Origin of the sequence: Nocardia sp. alder85J (assembly GCF_020176955.2) — a bacterium.
Lineage (GTDB): Bacteria > Actinomycetota > Actinomycetes > Mycobacteriales > Mycobacteriaceae > Nocardia.
The window spans coordinates 333,848-352,227 of the sequence record NZ_JAIUCZ020000008.1; the positions used below are offsets into that span (position 1 = coordinate 333,848).

The window sequence follows — 18,380 nt, forward strand, 5'->3', positions numbered from 1 at the left end:
CGGTGCTCCTCGGCATATAAGCAGGTGGAAGCACGGACAGGGGCCGATGAGAATCCTCATCGGCCCCTGTCCGCTAAGCAGGGGTTAGGGGTTCGATTCCCCTAGGCTCCACCATCGAAAGGTTCGGCTCGGATTCCGGACGAATCTCCGGCCTCGACAGTCTGTCGGGGCCGTTTTTCTTTTCCGGTCATTCGTACCAGTGATATTCCAGCCGGTCGGCGCCGATGACGGTCCGGCCCTCCGACGGCCGCACGATCACGTGGTCCAAGACGGCCGCCAGGACGGTGTGCCGGTCCGCGTCGGTAGCGGTGTTCCACCAGCCGTCGAGCGGGGGCGAATTCTCCGTCGACGCGTCCGGTAACGCGGTCAGCAGCCGGGCGCGTTCGGCGCGTTTCCGGGCTCGGAGGATGTGCTCCCGGGCGCGCTCGGTGCCCGACAGCATCGTGTCGCGCTCGATCGCACCGTCGGCGTAGTCCTCGCCGAGGGTGCGCAGCCGTGCCTGGAGTTCGTCGAGTTCGGCCAGCGCTTCGGCCTCGGCCGGTTGCCCGCGGCCGAGCGACTGCCTACCGGCCGGGTCGGTGAGCCGGGCCAGCAGCCGCCGGGTGGCGTCGGCCTCCAGCAGGGGTGCGGCGATCGACAGGCCGCAGCCGCCGGCGCGGACGCTGCACGCATAGCTGCCGTGGCGGCCGCCGGAGTGATGCAGCGCCGATCCGTCGGCCCCGCAGCGCGCCAGGCCGCCACTCAGCAACGCCGGCGGCCGGTTCCGGTTCGGGGCGAACTTCACGCTGCGTTGCGGATCGTCGAGTACCGCCCGCAGCCGTTGCCAGGTTTCCCAATCCAGGATCGGTTCCATATCCGCGTCGACCAGGCGGCCGGTGTCGTCGAATTTCATGCCGATCATCCGGGGCGCGGTGAGTGCGCGGCGGATGACGATGGCACGCCAGGGCTTCCCGCTGACGGTGGTGACGCCGCGGGCGCTCAGTTCGTCGACCAGGCCCCGCTGCGACGGCGCGGGGTCGACGTCGGCCAGCATGTAGCGCGCCCACAGGCGGATCTCGTCGGCCTCGACCGGGTCGACGGTGCGGCCGTCCCGCTGCCATCCGTACGCACGACTCACTGTTACCTATGCCCTCCGGTTCACTGTTACCCCTGTGAGGGTACCGTGCGGCGCTGGGCCGCATCCCGGCCCCGACCCGGGCGGTAGTCCGGGGTGGCGGGGGTGCGGACCTGACGACTCACCGGGTTCCGTATCGCGATCGCCGCCGATAGTCGATCGGTGGACACAGTTCTTCTGTATCCAGTAGAAGGTATATGCCCTGATGGGAGCGCCTGTGATAAATCACCAGCCCATTCTTCGGACGTCGTTCCGGCCCGTACTGTCGAATTCATGGCCTCCGCGGAATTGTCGAAACTGGTGCAGTCGGTGGTGGAGCCGGCGTTGCTGAACGGGCCGCGGCGCTACAGCCGGGCCGAAGTGGCACAGCGTTCCGGGGTGCCGTCGGAGGTTTCGCGGCGGTTGTGGGTTTCGCTCGGTTTCGCGGCCGATCCCGATGATTCCGCGCACGAGTACACCGAGGCCGATATCGCGGCCGTGCGCAATTTCCGGAGTCTGGACACCTTGGCCGCCGCGGATCCGCGGCAGCAGCAGGCCGTCGTCCGCAGCCTCGGGCAGTCGATGGCGCGGCTGGCGGAGTGGCAGGTCGATCTGGTGGTCGCCGAGATCACCACCCGGCTGGCAGATACTCTGGCCGCCGATCCGGGCGCGGATCGCGAGGCGGCGGCGCAGGCGGCCACCGACGAGGTGCTGTCGCGGCTACAGGCCCTCCAGGCGTACGCCTGGAGGCGGCATCTGGCGGCCGCGCTGGCGCGGTCGATCGACAGCGACAGCGACCACCCCGGCGGCATCGTGCGCGATCTGGCGGTGGGTTTCGCCGACATGGTCGGGTACACCCGGCTGACCCGGCATCTGGATCCGGAGGAGCTGACCGAACTGCTGGAGACGTTCGAGACCGTCGGCACCGAGGCGATCACCGCGCACGGCGGCTGGGTGATCAAGAACGTCGGCGACGAGGTGATGTTCGCCGCGGAGACGGCCGTCGCGGGCGCCGACATCGCCCTGGCGATCCAGGAGGCGACCCGGCGGGACGGCACCACCCCCGAACTGCGCGTGGGCCTGGCGTACGGGGACGTGCTGCAACGGTTCGGAGACCTGTACGGCTCGACGGTGAACATCGCGGCGCGGCTGACGGGTGTGGCGCGGCCGGGCACGGTACTGATCGACGACGGCGCGGCCGCGCGGCTGGCCGGCGAGCAGATGTTCGCCCTGCGGCAGCTGCGCAGTGTCCGGGTACGCGGTTTCAGCCGGTTGCGCTCGCATGTGCTGCGACGCGCCGCGCGGTGAGCGACCGCTGATCGGCCGGTGGAATGTGCTGGGGACAGTCGGCACGCCCGAGTGAGGTGAGTGCCGGACGGGCCCGCCGGAGCGGGGGTCCGTGACCGGTTTCGCGGCTACGCGGAAGTACCCGGAAACGCACGGCGGAAGTACCCGGAAATAGGAGCGGGCCTCGGCGAAGGGGGGGAGTTAGCCGAGGCCCGCGTAAGGTCGGCCCGGGGGGGAGGGGCCGACGTGTTCGATCCTACGCGACGATCGCCGGTTCCGGGCGTATGAGCGTGGCCACTTCGCAAAGTTTTTTCACAGGCGCTGTTCGCGATCGTGAGACCGGCCCTCGGCGGGTACCTCCCGGGTCCTGCCGAGGGCGGCCGAATGCCTTGTGCACCAGGGCTTTCCGAGGTTTCTCGCGGCGGTTCCGAGCGGGGATCCGCGGGCGGTCGAACGGAGGTGTCGCGGTGCGTAGCGGCCGTGCATATCCCGATTCGCGTCCGCGTCGTCCGGATCGTCCGGCGTGTCGACCACAGCCCATCGAGTACGCCGGAAACGAAAGACGCGTACCGCACTACTCGGGATTTCACGGCGCCCGCGGACCACCATTGATCACGAGGCCGCATCCCGCCCGGCACCCCCCGAGCACCGCCGGGTCCGGGATGCGGCCTCGCCGTTCGTGCCGGGGGCCGAGGTGTGAACCGGCTGTGCACGAATCCGGTTCTCCCCGTGGATCACCTGTGCAGTCCGGGGCCGATCGATGTGCAGAGGAACTGCACGGTTGTGGACAACTTGTGGAGAAAGTGCCGCCGACCTGGGCCGAATCTGGGGATGACGGCGGGGAACAGGGCTGGGGATGAATCGGGGTGAAACTTGTCGGTGCCCTCCGCGATACTGGCTGCACCGAGGGCCCGAGCCCGGGCCCCGCCCAGTCAGGAGTGTCATGCCCGACGCCATCATCGCCGAGGGACTGGTCAAGCGATACGGCCGGCTCGTGGCCCTGGACGGGCTCGACCTGTCCGTTCCGGCCGGCACCGTCACCGCGTTGCTGGGTCCCAACGGCGCCGGCAAGACCACCACGGTCCGGGTGCTGACGACGCTGCTGACCCCGGACGCGGGCCGCGCCACCGTCGCCGGGATCGACGTGCTGCGCGAGCCGCAGCGGTTGCGGGCGCACATCGGCACCTCCGGGCAGTACGCCGCGGTCGACGAATACCTCACGGGCTTCGAGAATCTGGAGATGGTGGGGCGGCTGTACCACCTGGGCGTGCAACGCAGCAAGGAACGCGCCCGGGAACTGCTGGCCCGGTTCCGGCTCACCGAGGCCGCCGATCGGCCGGTGAAGGGTTATTCCGGCGGCATGCGCCGCCGCCTCGACCTGGCCGGGGCGCTGGTCGCCGATCCGCCGGTGCTGTTCCTCGACGAGCCGACCACCGGGCTGGATCCCCGGGCCCGGCTGGACCTGTGGGAGGTCATCGGGGAACTCGTCGCGGGTGGCACCACCCTGCTGCTGACCACCCAGTACATGGAGGAGGCCGACCGGCTCGCCGACTCGATCGCGGTGATCGATCACGGCCGGGTCATCGCCAGTGGCACCGCCGACGAGCTGAAGGCGCTGGTCGGTGGCGATCGCATCGAGCTGACGGTGGAACAGGCCGGCGATCTGGAGATCGCCCGGCAGGCCCTGGCCGGGCTGGCGGTCGGCGAGATCCATCCCGAGCCCGCGCTGCGGCGGATCACCGTGCCGGTCAGCGACGGCGCCCAGGCCCTGGCGGACGCGGTCGGCCGGCTCACCGAGCGCCGGGTGGCCATTCGCGACGTGGCCCTGCGCCGCCCCTCGCTCGACGACGTCTTCCTCACGCTCACCGGCCACGAGGCGGCCGACACCCCCGGCGCCGCGCCGCAGCCGGCGGAAGGAGCCACCCGATGACCACGCTCACCGAGCGCACCTCGCTGTCCGATCGGCTGACCGATCTCGTCGCCGACAGCCTCACCATCACCAAGCGCAATGTGGTCAAGATCCGCCGGGTGCCCGACGTGCTGATCTTCTCGACGTTGTCGCCGATCATGTTCGTGCTGTTGTTCGCCTACGTGTTCGGCTCGGCGATCAAGCTGGAGGGCACCTCCTACCGGGAGTTCCTGATCGCCGGGATCTTCGCGCAGACAGCCGTTTTCGGCGCCACCTTCACCGGCTCCAGCCTCGCCGAGGATATGCAGAAGGGCATCATCGATCGGTTCCGATCGCTGCCCATGACGCCGGCCGCGGTGCTGATCGGCCGCACGTTCGCGGATGTCGTCATCAACGTGGTCAGCCTGGTGGTGATGTCGCTGACCGGACTGGCCGTCGGCTGGCGCATCCGGGGGTCGCTGCTGGACGCGGTGCTGGCCTATGTCCTGCTGCTGGTGTTCGCGTACGCGGTGTCCTGGATCATGGCCGTGGTGGGGCTGCTGGTCCGCGCGCCCGAGGTCTTCAACAACGCCAGCTTCGTGGTGATCTTCCCGCTCACCTTCATCGCCAACACCTTCGTGCCCAGTCGCGAACTGCCCACGCCACTACGGGTTTTCGCGGACTGGAATCCGGTGTCGGCGGTCACCCAGGCCACTCGCGAACTGTTCGGCAACGATACGGCCGTGCTGCCGTCCGAGGCGGTGTGGTCGATGCGGCATCCGACCGTCACGACCCTCGTCTGGGTGGTGGTGATCCTGGTGATCTTCGTGCCGCTGGCGCTGCGTCAGTTCCGTCGCACGGTCAGCCGTTGACGGCCGGTCGCGCAGGCGAGACGCGGTGAATCAGACCGAGACGGTGCTGGGCGCGGCGCCGTTGCGGGAGTAGCCGATGCGCGGCGGTTCGGGCACCGGCGGCGCGAGCTGGGGGCGGCGCGAGCGCAGCACGCCGGCGACGGCGGTGACCAGCGCGATGAGTGCCACGACGACGAGGCGATTACGCAACCGACCGGATTCCCGAATACTCCCCAGAGCCATGCGACCACTGTGACACAGTGGCGTCGTTCGCGCAGCGCGGCAGGTCGTGCCGCCCGCGTGTCGCGGACCACGGACATTCGCGCCGGGTGGTGGTCCCGGGCGGCCCGATCCGTGCGTGGCACCATGGTCGCGTGACCTCACCGAATCAGACTGCCGTGGCCACGCTGCACACCAGCCTCGGCGACATCCGGATCTCGCTCTTCGGTAACCACGCCCCCCGGACGGTGCGGAACTTCGTCGGCCTGGCCGACGGATCCGCCTCGTACACCTCGAAGAACGCCGCCGGCGGTACCTCCGGTCCGTTCTACGACGGCGTCGTCTTCCACCGCGTGATGGACGGCTTCATGATTCAGACGGGCGATCCGACCGATACCGGTCGCGGTGGGCCCGGGTACCAGTTCGCCGACGAATTCCATCCGGAGTTGCGGTTCGACCGGCCGTACCTGCTCGGCATGGCGAATGCGGGGCCGGGCACCAACGGCTCGCAGTTCTTCATCACGGTGAGCCCGCAGCCGCATCTGAACCGGCGGCACACCATCTTCGGTGAGGTGCTGGATCCGGACTCCCGGAAGGTGGTCGACGCCATCGCCGCCGTCCCCACCGATCGCAACGACCGGCCGAAGGATCCGATCGCGATCTCCGGCATCACCCTGGCCTGAATTTTCTGGTTGTGTTGTGACGTGAACCCGAATCCGCCCGCACCGACCTGCGTCCGCCACCCCGACCGGGCCACCGGCCTGGCATGCACGCGGTGCGGGCGGCCGGCCTGTCCGGAATGCCTGCGCCCGGCCGCGGTCGGGCAGCACTGTGTCGACTGCGTGCGGGAGGAGTCCGCCCAGGCAGCGCCGGTCCGGACCGCTGCGGGTGCGGTGGCCGGGCGTCCGACGCCGTATGCCACCTACGGGCTGATCGCGGTGAACGTCGCGGTCTTCGCCGCGACCGCCGCGCAGGCGCACAGCGTCTCCGACAATCAGATGTCGCGGCTGTTCTACGACTGGGTGCTGGCGCCGCAACTGGTCGCGGACCAGGGCCAGTGGGGGCGGGTGCTGGGCGCCGGATTCCTGCACTACGGGCCGATCCACCTGGCGGTGAACATGTTCGCGCTCTACATCCTGGGCCGGGACACCGAGCTGGTGCTGGGCCGGTCCCGCTATCTCGCGGTCTACCTGACCGCATTGCTGGGTGGTTCGGCGGCGGTGATGTGGCTGGCGCAGCACACGGCCACCGCCGGGGCCTCCGGCGCGATCTACGGCCTGTTCGGGGCGATGACGGTCATCCTGCTGCGATTGCGGCAGAGTCCCGTGCAGATGCTGGTGTTGATCGCGATCAACCTGATCATCAGTGTCTCGCTGCCGGGCATCTCGCTGTGGGGTCATCTGGGTGGTCTGACCGCCGGCACGCTGGCCGCCGTCGGCATCCTGTTCCTGCCGCAGTGGCTGGGTGCGAAGACCCGGGAATCGGTGCGGACGATCGGCTGGGCCGCGGTGGCCGGGGTGGCGCTGCTCGCGATCATCGCCATCGTGGGCGCGGCGGCCAGTATCGCCGCCTGACCGCAGTTGTCCACAGCCGATCACCGGCCCCGGTCGACCGGATCCGCCGGGGCGATCGGGGCCGGTGATCGGCTCACGGCCTGGTCATCACCAGGCGCCCGGCCGATCGTCCGGCCCGATCTCACCGGGATAGGCGTCGCTCAGCCGGGCCAGCCGATGCACGACGAGTGCGTCGAGCACATCCTGTGGATGAGTTCCCAGATCCCAGCGGCCGAATATCAACAGCCGCTCGTCACCGCGGTGCTCGACGTCGAGCTCCAGGTTGGGGACACGGCGGCCGAGCCTGGGGAAACTGACGACCCGGGCCCGCCGGATCTGTTCGGGCGCGTACTCCACAGGCCCGAGCACACCCCGCACGATCAACCGCGGACCGTCGGCCCCGGTGCCGGTCCGCACCTCGAGCCGCGGCCGCTGCCGGAACCCGATCAGGGCCAGGACCAGCAGCAATACCGCACCCAGGCCGATCAACAGGCGACCGGGCGGATCTGTGGACAACACGGCGGCGACGCCCAGCGCGACCGCGCCGAGCGTCGCGACGATCAGAGCGGGCAGGGGAGTGGACCAGGTGAGGCGCGGTCCCACCTGCGGCTGTTCGGTCACGTCCCCCATTGCTCCTCGAGTTGTCCACATAGCTATCCACAGGTGTGGATATCCACAGCCGGCTGTGGATCAGCGCCAGCGCATGGTCATGATCAGGCCGATCACCATCAGGCCGAAGCCGATCAGGAAGTTCCAGGCTCCCAGATCGCTCATCCAGCCGATGTGGTCGGCACCGAGGTAGTAGACCAGCAGCCAGACCAGCCCGGCCAGCATGAAGCCGAGCATGATGGAGATGTACCAGACCGGAGACGGCCCGACCTTCACCTTGACCGGGATGCGACTGGTCGGTGTGATCGAGTAATCGGTCTTCTTCCGGACCTTCGACTTGGGCATGACGTCCTCGAATTCGGCGTACAGGTCGTCCGGCGAGCGCTGGCCCGCCGGTGAGCGCAGGTTGCAGCGTGTCGTGTCGTCTGCCACGTGGGCCACGCCGGCCACCTGCCCGTCTGACCTAAAGGCTATCCCAGCTGGGTATACGTCCGGGGCTCGGACGGTTGCCGGGGCGTGTGCCGGATATTCCCGCGACCGTGAATCGGGCGCGACGTAGGCTCGACCCATGCGCGTACTGGTGGTCGACAACTACGACAGCTTCGTGTTCAACCTGGTCCAGTACCTGGGGCAGCTGGGCGTCGAGGCCACGGTGTGGCGCAACGACGATCCGCACCTGGCGGTGGTGGACGACGTCGTGACGGCCTTCGACGGCGTGCTGATCAGCCCCGGCCCGGGCACCCCGGCCCGCGCCGGGGCCAGCATCGATCTGGTTCGCGCGGCCGCCCGGCACGACACCCCGCTGCTGGGCGTCTGTCTCGGTCACCAGGCCATCGGCGAGGCGTTCGGCGCGACCGTCACCCGCGCGCCGGAACTGCTGCACGGCAAGACCAGTTCGGTCTTCCACAAGGGCACCGGGGTGCTGGCCGGTCTGCCCGATCCGTTCACCGCCACCCGCTACCACTCGCTGACCGTGCTGGAGGGCACGCTGCCCGACGAGCTCGAGGTCATCGGGCGCACCGAGAGCGGCATCGTGATGGCATTGCGGCACCGGACGCTGCCGATCCACGGCGTGCAGTTCCACCCCGAATCGGTGCTGACCCAGGGCGGGCACCGGATGCTGGCCAACTGGCTGGAGGTGTGCGGCGACCGGCCCGCCGAGGGCCTGGTCGCGACGCTCGAGGCCGAGGTCGCGGCGCTGTCGCTGTGACCAGGCCGTACGTGCTGCTGTCGGTCGCGGTCAGCATCGACGGCTATCTCGACGACGCCTCCCCGCAGCGGTTGCTGCTGTCGAATCCGGAGGATTTCGACCGGGTGGACGCGCTGCGCGCCGACTCCGACGCGATCCTGGTGGGGGCGCGCACCCTGCGCCGCGACGATCCGCGCCTGCTGGTCGCGAGCCCGCAGCGGCGGACCGCGCGGCTCGCGGCGGGGCGGCCGGAACATCCGGTGAAGGTCACCGTCACCGCCGGTGGCGACGTCGATCCCGGTCTGCGCTTCCTGCATTCCGGCGGCGGCAAACTGGTGTACACCACCACCGCGGCCGCGGCGGAGCTCGGCGCCCGGCTGGCCGGCCTGGCCGAGGTCGTCGACCTCGGCCCCGAGGTCGGCTTCGGCGCACTACTCGACGATCTGGGTGCGCGCGGGGTGCGGCGGCTGATGGTGGAGGGCGGCGGGCATCTGCACACCGGTTTCCTCGCCGCGGGGCTGGCCGACGAACTGCTGCTGGCGGTGGCGCCGATCCTGGTCGGCCACACCGATGCCCCGCGATTCCTGCATCCGGCCGACTACCCGGGCGGGCCGGGGCGGAGAATGGTGCTGGCGGACGTCACCCGCATCGGTGACATCGCGGTCCTGCGGTATCTTCCCCGCGGCGGCGCTCCGCAGGCCCTCGCCGCGGGCCGGCCCGGAACGGAAACCTCACAGTGACAACCGATTTCGAAGAACGGGAAGCGAATCCCGGTACCACCCACCGGTTCTGGATGCATCATGCCATCGGGCTGGCCCGGCTGTGCCCGCGCAGCCCCACCGCGTTCTCCGTCGGCGCGGTGATCGTCGGCGCCGACGGAATCGAACTCGCGCACGGCTATTCCCGGGAGACCGACCCCAAGGTGCACGCCGAGGAATCGGCGCTGGACAAACTGGGCGACGACCCCCGGCTGACCGGCGCCACCGTGTACAGCACACTCGAACCCTGTTCCCGCCGCGCGTCGCCCGACCGGGCGCCGTGCGCCGAGCGGATCCTGGCCGCGGGCGTCGCCCGGGTGGTCATCGCCTGGCGGGAGCCGGCCATCTTCGTGGCCGACTGCGTCGGGGTGGAGCAGCTGCGCGAACACGGTATCGAGGTGCTCGAGCTGCCGGATCTGGCCGCGGAGGCCATGTCGATGAACCGGCACCTCGACCTCTCCTGATCAGGGCGGGCCCAGCACCCCGGTGACGATCGTGATGATGCCGTCCTTGGCGACCGAGGATCCGGCCTTGGGCTGCTGATCGACGATCCGGCCCACACTGCCCGCGTCGAAGGTGCCCTGGGTGGTCTGCGCGATCTGGCCGGCGCCCCCGGTCCAGCCCGCCGACCGCAGTCGGTCCACCGCCTGTGCCGGGGTCAGGCCGACCAGGCTGGGCATGGTCAGATCGCCGGAGGACACCTGCACGGTGACCGTCGACCCCTTGTCGGCCATCGAGCCGCCGGACGGGGTGGTCGCGATCACCTCGCCCTTGGGCCGGGAGGACTGCACCTGCTGGATCGAGATCTTGAAGCCCGCGGTCACCTCCAGGTTCGGCTGCGCCACATCGATCGACTGACCGACCACCTGCGGCACCCGCACCTGTTCCGGACCGCTGCCGAGGAAGAGGGTGATCGGGCTGCCGGCATCCACCTTCGTGCCCTCCGGCGGATTCTGGTTCACCACCTTGTCCTTGTCGTCCACGCTGGACGCGCTGCGCCCGACCTGCGGATCCATCCGCAGCCCGACGGCGTTCAACTGCTGCTCGGCCTGCTGCTGGCTGAGCGTCGCCAGCCGCGGCACCGCCACCTGCTGCGGACCGGTGGACACCTGCACGGTGACCGTGCTGCCCTTGTCGACCCGGGAACCGCCCAGCGGCTGCGTCGCGATGACATTGCCCGCCGCCACCTTGCCGTCCGGTTTCTCCTGCACCGCCACCACGAAACCGGCCTTCTGCAGGTCGGTCTGGGCCGAGGCCGCCGGTTTGTTCGCCAGATCCGGGATGGCGATCTGATCGGGCCGGCTGCCCGGACCGAGCAGGATCCAGTACAGCGCGAACGCCACGATCGCCGCCGCGACGGCGGTGACCCAGAGCAACATCGTGCGTCGGCCGCGATCGGGCCGCCGCAGGTCGTGCTCGTCGGTGTCGTCGCTGTAATTGCGCGGACCCGAATCCATGCTGCCGAGGAAGGTGGTGCGGTCCTCGTCGGTCATCACCATGGGTGCGTTCGGCCGCTGCCCGCCCAGTACCCGGATCAGGTCGGCGCGCATCTCGGCCGCGGTCTGGTACCGGTTGGCCGGATTCTTCGCCATCGCCTTGAGGACGACCGAGTCGAGCTCGCGCGGCACCCCGGGATGGACGTGCGAGGGCAGCCGCGGATCCTCGCGCACGTGTTGATAGGCGACCGCGACCGGGGAATCGCCGGTGAACGGCGGCTCGCCGGTGAGAATCTCGAACAGCACACAGCCGACCGAGTAGACATCGGAGCGGGCGTCGACCTGCTCCCCGCGAGCCTGTTCGGGCGACAGATACTGTGCGGTGCCGATCACCGCGGCGGTCTGCGTCATCGGATTCGAGCTGTCCGCGAGCGCCCGCGCGATGCCGAAATCCATCACCTTCACCGCGCCCTGGCGGTTGATCATGATGTTGGCGGGCTTCATGTCCCGGTGCACGATGCCGTTCTTGTGGCTGAAGTCCAGCGCCGCGCAGACGTCGGCGATGATCTCCATCGCCCGCCGTGGCGGCAGCGGGCCCTTGCCGCGCACCATGTCGCGCAGGGTCTCGCCGTCGACGTACTCCATCACGATGTACGGCAGCGGGCCGCCGTCCACCTCGGCCTCGCCGGTGTCGTAGACGGCGACGATCGCCGGATGGTTCAGCGCGGCGGCATTCTGGGCCTCGCGCTTGAAGCGCAGGTAGAAGGTGGGGTCGCGGGCCAGGTCGGCGCGCAGCACCTTGATCGCGACATCCCGGCCCAGGCGCAGGTCACGGGCCTTGTGGACCTCGGACATGCCACCGAACCCGATGATCTCGCCCACCTCGTACCGAGAGGCCAGATTCTTCGGGGTCGTCATGGCAGTCCTTGCGAGGCGGTGGCTGGGACGCTGGTGTTGTCGTACTGGTTACCGCTCGAGTAGCCGCCGTAGCCCGAGGTGCCGTGGGCGCCGGGGATGTTCGGCATTGATGGTATGTCGATTCCCGGGAAACCTGCGCGACCACTGGTGGTCGGCGGGGTGGGGCGGCCGCGGGTGGTGGTGGTCGGCGTCGTGGTGGTGGGCGTGCTGCTGGGCGGTGCCGTCGTGGTGGGGACGGTGGTGTCCGGCACGGTGGTCACCGGCGGAGGCGGCGCCTGTCTGGTCGTGGTCTCGTCCTCGGTGGTCGTGGTGACCGTGGTCGTCGGCGCGGTGGTGGTGGTCGGCGACGGCGCCACCACCGAGGTGGTCGTCCCGACCGTGCCGGTCGGCGCCGGATGCGAGGACCCCTTCAACAACAGCCCGATGACGAGAGCGATCAGGAGGACGCCCACGACACCGCCGGCGGCCGCCTTCTGCGCGTTGGTGAAGCGCGGCCCGCGATCGTCGTAGGTACCGGGCGGCGGGGTGACCGGGCGGTTCGGCAGCACCGTGGTGGCGCCGCCACCCGGCGGCTGATGCCGCCCCGGCTGGGTGTAACGGTCGTAGTCGCCGCGGGACATCACGGCGGTCGGCCCGGTGGGCGGCAGCACCCGCGCCGCGCCGGTCGGAGTGCTGCCCATGCCGCGCGGCATCGGCGGCCGCCGCCCGGAGCGCACCGCGGCCACGGCATCGGCGAACTCCCCGCCGCTGCGGTAGCGCCGCGTCGGATCCTTGGTCATCGTGATCTCGATCAGCTCGCGCACGTTGGCGGGCAGATCGCCGGGCATCGGCGGCGGGGTGTCGCGGACGTGTTTCATCGCGACGGTCAGCGCGCCGTCACCGCTGAACGGCCGTTGCCCGGCCAGCGCCTCGTAGCCGACGACGCCGAGGGAGTACACGTCGCTGGCGGAGGTGGCGTCCTCGCCGGTGGCCTGTTCGGGCGCGATGTACTGCGCGGTGCCCATCACCATGCCGGTCTTGGTGACCGGCGAGGCGTCGACGGCCTTGGCGATGCCGAAGTCGGTGATCTTCACCTGGCCGGTCGGCGTCACGAGGATGTTGCCGGGCTTCACGTCCCGGTGCACCACGCCCGCGGCGTGCGCGACCTCGAGCGCCCGGCCGGTCTGCTCCAGCATGTCCAGGCCCTGGGCCACCGACAGCCGGCCCATCCGGCTCAGCACCGCGTTCAGCGGCTCGCCCTGCACCAGCTCCATCACCAGGTAGGCGGTCTCACCGCCGGCCTGGTCGAAGGTCTCGCCGTAGTCGTAGATGCCCGCGATGCCGGGGTGGTTGAGCTGTGCGGTGGTCTTCGCCTCGGTGCGGAACCGGTGCCGGAAGGTCGGGTCCGCGGAGAACTCGGCCTTGAGCACCTTCACCGCGACCCGGCGGTCCAGCCGGGTGTCGAGGGCCTCCCACACCTGTCCCATGCCGCCGGTGGCGATGAGCCGTTGCAGTCGATACCGGTCCGCGATCATCGCACCGTTGTTCAGCATTCCAGCCCCCGTAGGCTATCTCTGTTCATGTCGTTCAGCCCGCCTGCAGGCCCGCGTCGAGGACGGCCCGAGCGATGGGCGCCGCCACCGACGCGCCGGTGGCCGCGAGGGCGCGATCTCCGCCGTTCTCCACGATGACCGCGATCGCGATCTTCGGATTCGCCGCCGGTGCGAAGGCGATGTACCAGGCGTGCGGAGGCGTGTTGCGGGGGTCGGTGCCGTGCTCGGCGGTCCCGGTCTTGGACGCGATCTGATAGGGACGTGTGTTCACACCGCCGGTGGAGTAGTTCTCCGAGGCGATCATCATGCCGGTCACCGTGGACGCCACCTGGGCGCTGACCGCCTGGCCCACCGACACCGGCTTGGTGCGCGAGAGGTCGCTCAGGTCCGGGCCCTGCAACTGGTCGACCAGGTGCGGCTCCATCCGCACCCCGCCGTTGGCGATGGTGGCGGCGATGACGGCGTCGTCCAGCGGGGTGAGGGCGACGTCGCGCTGCCCGATGCTGCTCTGGGCCAGCGCCGCGGTGCTGGAGATGGTGCCGACGGTGCTGTCGGCCACCGGGATCGGGATGTTGGCGTGCTGCCCGATGCCGAAGGCCGCGGCCTCGTCCTTGAGCTTCGCGGCACCGACCTTCATGCCGATCTCCGCGAAGGCCGTGTTGCAGGACCGCGCGAAGGCGTCGGACATCGAGGCCGTGGGCCCGTTGCCGCAGGGTGTGCCGTTGTAGTTCTCCAGCGTGGTGGTGGTGTCCGGCAGGGTGATGTTCGGCGCGGCGGTGAACTGGTCCTCGGGCTTGATGCCGGCCGACAGCGCGGCCGCGGCCACCACCACCTTGAACGTGGAGCCGGGCGGATACGTCTGCGACACCGCGCGATTGAGCATCGGCTGGCGCGAATCCGAGGACAGCGACTCCCAGGACTGGGTGTCGCGGGCGCCGTCGTGCCCGGACAGCTGGTTCGGGTCGTAGCTGGGCGTGGACACCATGGTCAGGATCCGGCCGGTGCTCGGCTCGATGGCCACCACCGAACCGGTGTACCCCTTGCTGGTCAGCTGGTCGTAGGCGATCTTCTGCATCGCCGGATTGATCGTGGTGAGCACGTTGCCGCCGCGCGGGTCGCGGCCGGACACCAGGTCGATCAGCCGCCGCCCGAACAGCTGGCTGTCCGAGCCGTTGAGCATCGAATCCTCGGCGTGCTCCAGGCCGGTGCTGCCGTACTGCATCGAGTAGAAACCGGTGATCGGCGCGTACGCCGTCGGATCGGTGGGGTAGGTGCGCAGGTACTTGTACCGGTCGTCGGTGGCGATCGAACTGGCGAGCACGGCGCCGCCGGCCGAGATCTGGCCGCGCTGCCGGGAGTACTCGTCCAGCAGCACCCGCGAGTTGCGCGGATCGCTGCGCAGGCTGTCCGCCTTGATCACCTGGACGTAGGTGGCATTGAGCAGCAGCGCCACGATCATCAGCAGCACCGCCATCGCGACGCGCCGCAACGGGGTGTTCATCCGGTCGCCTCCCCGCTTCCGGTCGGGATCAGCGCCGTCGGCCGCTCCATCATGGCCGTCGGCGCCGTGTCCTTGCGACGGGCCGGGGCGGGAGCGCGCGCGGCGTCGGAGATCTTCACCAGCAGCGCCAGCAGCACGTAGTTGGTCAGCAGGGACGAACCGCCGTAGGAGAGGAACGGCGTGGCCAGCCCGGTGACCGGCAGCAGCTTGGTGACCCCGCCGAAGACCAGGAAGACCTGCAGTCCGAGGGCGAAGGCCAGTCCGGCGGCGAGCAGCTTGCCGAAGCTGTCGCGCACCGCCAGCGCGGTGCGCAGGCCGCGCAGCACCAGCACCGTGAACAGCACCAGCACGGCGGTGAGGCCGATCAGGCCCAGCTCCTCGCCGACGGTGGCGACGATGAAATCGGTCTTGGCGAACGGCACCTGATTCGGCCGGCCGCTGCCCAGCCCGGTGCCCGCGAGCCCGCCGGTGGCCAGGCCGAACAGCGACTGGGCGATCTGATAGCCGGTGTTGTGATAGTCGGCGAACGGATGGATCCAGGCGGAGATCCGGATCCGCACCCGATCGGAGCAGTGGTAGGCGACGAGGTAGCCGGCCACCGTCAGCACCGCCCCGGCGAACAGCCAGCCCACCCGCTCGGTCGCGATGTACAGCAGCGCCAGCGCGGAGGCGAAGATCAGCAGTGCGACACCGAGATCCTGTTCGAACACCAGCGCCGCGGTGCAGGCCAGCCAGACCAGCAGCAGCGGGCCCAGATCACGCAGCCGGGGCAGTTCGACGCCGAGCAGATGCCGGCCGGCCGCGGTGAACATGTCGCGCCGCGACACCAGCACCGCCGCGAAGCACACGATCAGCAGGATCTTGGCGAACTCCACCGGCTGGATGGTGAATCCGTTCAGCCGCAACCAGATTCGCGCGCCGTTCGTCTCCGACCAACGCTCCGGGAGAATCGCCGGCAGCACCAGGGCGGCCAGGCCCAGCAGGCCGAGCAGATAACCGTGCCGGGCCAGGGTGCGGTAATCGCGCAGCCCGGCGAGCACCGCGACGAACAGTCCGATACCCAGTGCGGTCCACAGCAGTTGGTGGTTCGCGTCCGGCGGCGGCACCGGCGCGAAATTGGAGGCCGCGGTCTGCTCGCTGCCGAGATCCAGCCGGTGCACCAGCACCAGCCCGATCCCGTTGAGCAGGGCCACGATCGGCAGCAGCAACGGATCGGCGAACAACGCGAACCGGCGCACGGCCAGATGCGCGACGCCGAACAGCGCCAGATCGGCCAGCGCCACCGTCGCCAGTTCCCGGGTGATCCGCTGATTCTGCCCCGCCTCCACCAGCACCACCGCGACCGCGGTGATGACGACCGCGAAGGCCAGCAGCAGCAACTCGACGTTGCGCCGGGTCGCGGGTGCAGGCGCGGGGGCGAACCCGCCCGGAGGATTCGGGAACGCTCCGGTGGACGGCGCTGCCGGTGCGGACATCAGTCCGCCTTCCTGCAGTTCTCCCCCGGGGTCTGCGGCGGCTGCGCGATGGTGGTCGGCGCCGGCGCCGGCGGCTTGGTCTCGGTGGGCGGAGGCGGCGGCGGGGCGTCACCGGGCGGCGGGGCCGCGGCGGTGGTGTCGACGGGAACCGGCGCCGGCGCCTGGGTGGTCACCGGCTGCTGCGCCGGCGCGACCACGCAGGCGGGCAGCAGATCCTGGTGGGCCAGGATCTCCAGCTGGCGGCGGGCGCTGTCGAAGGAGCCCGGCGGCAGGCCGTTGTTGACCTTGTCCCGGCCGGTCTGCTTCAGATCGGTGACCTGGAGCTGCCGGCAGCCGCCGGGAAATCCGGCGCCGGGGCGCATCAGGGTGAGCCGGCCGTCGTGGTCCACGCACGACACCTGATCGACGTCGTGGATGGAGTAGCCGAGCACCGCACCGGGCAGCCCGCGCAGCACCACCACGTTGCCGTTCTCGGCGCCGACGTAGTAGTTGCCGCGAATCATCTTGTAGCCCACCGCGAGCCCGGCCACCACGGCGATCAGCAACGCCAGCGACAGCACGATCCAGCGCAGCTTGTGACTCTTACGCGGGGCCGGTGGTTCCGCCGCGACGGGGGCCCGTCGCGGCGTCGCGCGTGGGGGGCGCATCGCGGCGGCCCGCCCGGCTGCGGTGTTCGGTGGCGGGGTGTCCTCGTCCTCGCCGGAGGCGGCGCCCGCGACGATCGGATGGCTCTGGCCGTAGTCCAGATCGATGACGTCGGCGACGACGACCGTCACGTTGTCCGGGCCTCCGCTGCGCAGCGCCAGCTCGATGAGCCGGTCGGCCGCGTCGTCGGTGTTGCCCTCGCGCATCGTGTTCGCGATCGTCTCGTCGCTGACCACGTCGGACAGGCCGTCGGAGCAGAGCAGGTAGCGGTCGCCGGCCCGCGCCTCCCGGACGATCAGCGTGGGCTCGATCTCGTTGCCGGTGAGGGCGCGCATGATCAGCGAACGCTGCGGATGGGTGTGCGCCTGCTCGGGCGTGATCCGGCCCTCGTCGACCAGCGACTGCACGAAGGTGTCGTCGCGGGTGATCTGGGACAGCTCGCCGCCGCGGAGCATGTAGGCGCGCGAATCGCCGATGTGGGCCAGGCCGAGTTTGCGGCCCGCGAACAGGATGGCGGTGAGCGTCGTGCCCATGCCGTCGAGTTCCGGCTCCTCCTCGACCTGATCGGCGATGGCGGCATTACCCTCCCGCACCGCGCGATCCAGCTTGCCGAGCAGATCGTCGCCCGGCTCGTCGTCGTCGAGATGGGCGAGCGCCGCGATCATCAGCTGGGAGGCGACCTCACCGGCCGCATGACCGCCCATGCCGTCGGCGAGGGCGAGCAGCCGCGCGCCGGCGTAGACGGAATCTTCGTTGTTGGCCCGGACCAGACCACGGTCGCTGCGCGCTGCGTAGCGGAGAACAAGTGTCACGATCGCAGCTCGATCACTGTCTTACCGACACGGACAGGGGTACCGAGCGGAACTCGGACCGGGGTGGTGACCTTCGCTCGATCGAGGTAGGTCCCGTTGGTGGAGCCTAGATCTTCGACGTACCAGTCCTCACCGCGTGGCGACAGCCGAGCGTGCCGGGTCGAAGCGTAGTCGTCGGTCAAAACGAGTGTGGAGTCGTCGGCACGCCCGATGAGCACCGGCTGGGTGCCCAGCGTGATGCGCGTGCCGGCGAGTGAACCCTGAGTCACCACTAGAGATTTGGCGCCCTTCTGGCCCCGGTTGAAGGACGGCAGCACCGCGGAACCGCGTGCGGCCCGGGGCTGGATCCGAATTCCGGATGCCGCGTAGATGTCGCTGCGCAGGGTGCGGAGCACCGCCCACACGAAAAGCCACAACAGCAGCAGGAACCCCGCACGGGTCAGTTGCAGGATCAGTCCCTGCACGGCGCTCCACCTCCTGTTCGACCGGTGTCGTAGGTACGGTTCGTCCCCCAACCGGCTGATCGGCCGACTGCGGACCTGGTGCTGCAAGCCGACCGAGTGTTGGCAGCATCATAGGGCCGACGACCGGTTGCGATCACGATACGACCGAGG

Annotated in this window: 18 protein-coding genes and 1 tRNA gene; 9 read left to right on the plus strand and 10 right to left on the minus strand. The window is 70.0% G+C overall.

Going from position 1 to position 18,380, the window contains the following annotated elements:
• Positions 1-26: 26 nt before the first annotated feature.
• Positions 27-114, plus strand: a tRNA-Ser gene (locus LBW94_RS29705).
• A gap of 73 nt (positions 115-187) precedes the next feature.
• Here the strand turns inward: LBW94_RS29705 and LBW94_RS29710 are convergent.
• Positions 188-1,117: a recombinase family protein gene (locus LBW94_RS29710; protein WP_225058003.1), complete on the minus strand. Its 930-nt coding sequence runs from the start codon at positions 1,115-1,117 to the stop codon at positions 188-190.
• A gap of 270 nt (positions 1,118-1,387) precedes the next feature.
• Here LBW94_RS29710 and LBW94_RS29715 point away from each other — a divergent pair, with 270 nt between their 5' ends.
• The 3 genes from LBW94_RS29715 to LBW94_RS29725 all read left to right on the plus strand — a co-directional run bounded on the left by LBW94_RS29715 (position 1,388) and on the right by LBW94_RS29725 (position 5,140).
• On the plus strand, positions 1,388-2,401 hold the full coding sequence (locus LBW94_RS29715; RefSeq protein ID WP_225058004.1) for an adenylate/guanylate cyclase domain-containing protein: 1,014 nt from the start codon (positions 1,388-1,390) through the stop codon (positions 2,399-2,401).
• Positions 2,402-3,323: 922 nt separating this feature from the next.
• Positions 3,324-4,310, plus strand: a complete 987-nt coding sequence (locus LBW94_RS29720) for an ATP-binding cassette domain-containing protein (protein ID WP_225058005.1) — start codon at positions 3,324-3,326, stop codon at positions 4,308-4,310.
• Positions 4,307-5,140, plus strand: coding sequence for an ABC transporter permease (locus LBW94_RS29725; RefSeq protein ID WP_225058006.1), 834 nt, complete (start codon positions 4,307-4,309; stop codon positions 5,138-5,140). Before LBW94_RS29720 ends, LBW94_RS29725 begins: the two co-directional genes overlap by 4 nt.
• Positions 5,141-5,170: 30 nt before the next feature.
• On the opposite strand, the gene LBW94_RS29730 is transcribed toward LBW94_RS29725, so the two are convergent.
• Entirely contained in the window at positions 5,171-5,362 is a 192-nt protein-coding gene (locus LBW94_RS29730; RefSeq protein WP_225058007.1) for a hypothetical protein, read from the minus strand.
• A gap of 131 nt (positions 5,363-5,493) precedes the next feature.
• On the opposite strand from LBW94_RS29730, the gene LBW94_RS29735 reads away from it, so the two are divergent.
• Both LBW94_RS29735 and LBW94_RS29740 read left to right on the plus strand, forming a co-directional pair.
• The gene (locus LBW94_RS29735; protein ID WP_225058008.1) at positions 5,494-6,021 is read left to right on the plus strand and encodes a peptidylprolyl isomerase; all 528 of its coding nucleotides are present in this window, start codon (positions 5,494-5,496) and stop codon (positions 6,019-6,021) included.
• 21 nt (positions 6,022-6,042) lie between these two features.
• Positions 6,043-6,912, plus strand: a complete 870-nt coding sequence (locus LBW94_RS29740; protein ID WP_225058009.1) for a rhomboid family intramembrane serine protease — start codon at positions 6,043-6,045, stop codon at positions 6,910-6,912.
• 87 nt (positions 6,913-6,999) lie between these two features.
• On the opposite strand, the gene LBW94_RS29745 is transcribed toward LBW94_RS29740, so the two are convergent.
• Positions 7,000-7,512: a PH domain-containing protein gene (locus LBW94_RS29745; RefSeq protein ID WP_225058010.1), complete on the minus strand. Its 513-nt coding sequence runs from the start codon at positions 7,510-7,512 to the stop codon at positions 7,000-7,002.
• Positions 7,513-7,581: 69 nt separating this feature from the next.
• Positions 7,582-7,845, minus strand: a complete 264-nt coding sequence (gene crgA / locus LBW94_RS29750) for a cell division protein CrgA (RefSeq protein ID WP_225058147.1) — start codon at positions 7,843-7,845, stop codon at positions 7,582-7,584.
• A 223-nt stretch (positions 7,846-8,068) separates the two neighbouring features.
• Between crgA and LBW94_RS29755 the strand changes: the two genes are divergently transcribed.
• The 3 genes from LBW94_RS29755 to LBW94_RS29765 are packed head-to-tail and all read left to right on the plus strand — an operon-like array spanning position 8,069 to position 9,911.
• Positions 8,069-8,710, plus strand: coding sequence for an aminodeoxychorismate/anthranilate synthase component II (locus LBW94_RS29755; RefSeq protein ID WP_225058011.1), 642 nt, complete (start codon positions 8,069-8,071; stop codon positions 8,708-8,710).
• Complete coding sequence (locus tag LBW94_RS29760; RefSeq protein WP_225058012.1) at positions 8,707-9,429, plus strand: RibD family protein; 723 nt, start codon at positions 8,707-8,709, stop codon at positions 9,427-9,429. The genes LBW94_RS29755 and LBW94_RS29760 overlap by 4 nt, the downstream gene beginning before the upstream one ends.
• On the plus strand, positions 9,426-9,911 hold the full coding sequence (locus LBW94_RS29765; RefSeq protein WP_225058013.1) for a dCMP deaminase: 486 nt from the start codon (positions 9,426-9,428) through the stop codon (positions 9,909-9,911). Before LBW94_RS29760 ends, LBW94_RS29765 begins: the two co-directional genes overlap by 4 nt.
• Here the strand turns inward: LBW94_RS29765 and pknB are convergent, their stop codons facing one another.
• Genes pknB through LBW94_RS29795 form a run of 6 tightly spaced genes read right to left on the minus strand, consistent with a single transcriptional unit; the run spans position 9,912 to position 18,230 of the window.
• Positions 9,912-11,801 (minus strand): Stk1 family PASTA domain-containing Ser/Thr kinase, encoded by a 1,890-nt coding sequence (pknB, locus tag LBW94_RS29770; RefSeq protein WP_225058014.1) that lies wholly within the window; start codon positions 11,799-11,801, stop codon positions 9,912-9,914.
• Positions 11,798-13,333 (minus strand): protein kinase domain-containing protein, encoded by a 1,536-nt coding sequence (locus LBW94_RS29775; RefSeq protein WP_225058015.1) that lies wholly within the window; start codon positions 13,331-13,333, stop codon positions 11,798-11,800. Before LBW94_RS29775 ends, pknB begins: the two co-directional genes overlap by 4 nt.
• A 34-nt stretch (positions 13,334-13,367) precedes the next feature.
• Entirely contained in the window at positions 13,368-14,834 is a 1,467-nt protein-coding gene (locus LBW94_RS29780; protein ID WP_225058016.1) for a peptidoglycan D,D-transpeptidase FtsI family protein, read from the minus strand.
• Positions 14,831-16,309: an FtsW/RodA/SpoVE family cell cycle protein gene (locus LBW94_RS29785; RefSeq protein ID WP_225058017.1), complete on the minus strand. Its 1,479-nt coding sequence runs from the start codon at positions 16,307-16,309 to the stop codon at positions 14,831-14,833. Before LBW94_RS29785 ends, LBW94_RS29780 begins: the two co-directional genes overlap by 4 nt.
• Positions 16,309-17,766 carry a PP2C family protein-serine/threonine phosphatase gene (locus LBW94_RS29790; RefSeq protein WP_225058018.1) on the minus strand — a complete coding sequence of 486 codons (1,458 nt, stop codon included), beginning with the start codon at positions 17,764-17,766 and terminating at the stop codon, positions 16,309-16,311. Before LBW94_RS29790 ends, LBW94_RS29785 begins: the two co-directional genes overlap by 1 nt.
• Positions 17,763-18,230 (minus strand): FHA domain-containing protein FhaB, encoded by a 468-nt coding sequence (locus LBW94_RS29795; RefSeq protein ID WP_225058019.1) that lies wholly within the window; start codon positions 18,228-18,230, stop codon positions 17,763-17,765. Before LBW94_RS29795 ends, LBW94_RS29790 begins: the two co-directional genes overlap by 4 nt.
• Positions 18,231-18,380: the final 150 nt, after the last annotated feature.

Excerpts from the sequence above, each read along its gene's own strand:
- LBW94_RS29715 (WP_225058004.1), top strand. The coding sequence starts at position 1,388 with ATGGCCTCCGCGGAATTGTCGAAACTGGTGCAGTCGGTGGTGGAGCCG.
- LBW94_RS29720 (WP_225058005.1), top strand. The coding sequence starts at position 3,324 with ATGCCCGACGCCATCATCGCCGAGGGACTGGTCAAGCGATACGGCCGG.
- LBW94_RS29725 (WP_225058006.1), top strand. The coding sequence starts at position 4,307 with ATGACCACGCTCACCGAGCGCACCTCGCTGTCCGATCGGCTGACCGAT.
- LBW94_RS29730 (WP_225058007.1), bottom strand. The coding sequence starts at position 5,362 with ATGGCTCTGGGGAGTATTCGGGAATCCGGTCGGTTGCGTAATCGCCTC.
- crgA (WP_225058147.1), bottom strand. The coding sequence starts at position 7,845 with ATGCCCAAGTCGAAGGTCCGGAAGAAGACCGATTACTCGATCACACCG.
- LBW94_RS29755 (WP_225058011.1), top strand. The coding sequence starts at position 8,069 with ATGCGCGTACTGGTGGTCGACAACTACGACAGCTTCGTGTTCAACCTG.
- pknB (WP_225058014.1), bottom strand. The coding sequence starts at position 11,801 with ATGACGACCCCGAAGAATCTGGCCTCTCGGTACGAGGTGGGCGAGATC.
- LBW94_RS29775 (WP_225058015.1), bottom strand. The coding sequence starts at position 13,333 with ATGCTGAACAACGGTGCGATGATCGCGGACCGGTATCGACTGCAACGG.
- LBW94_RS29780 (WP_225058016.1), bottom strand. The coding sequence starts at position 14,834 with ATGAACACCCCGTTGCGGCGCGTCGCGATGGCGGTGCTGCTGATGATC.
- LBW94_RS29785 (WP_225058017.1), bottom strand. The coding sequence starts at position 16,309 with ATGTCCGCACCGGCAGCGCCGTCCACCGGAGCGTTCCCGAATCCTCCG.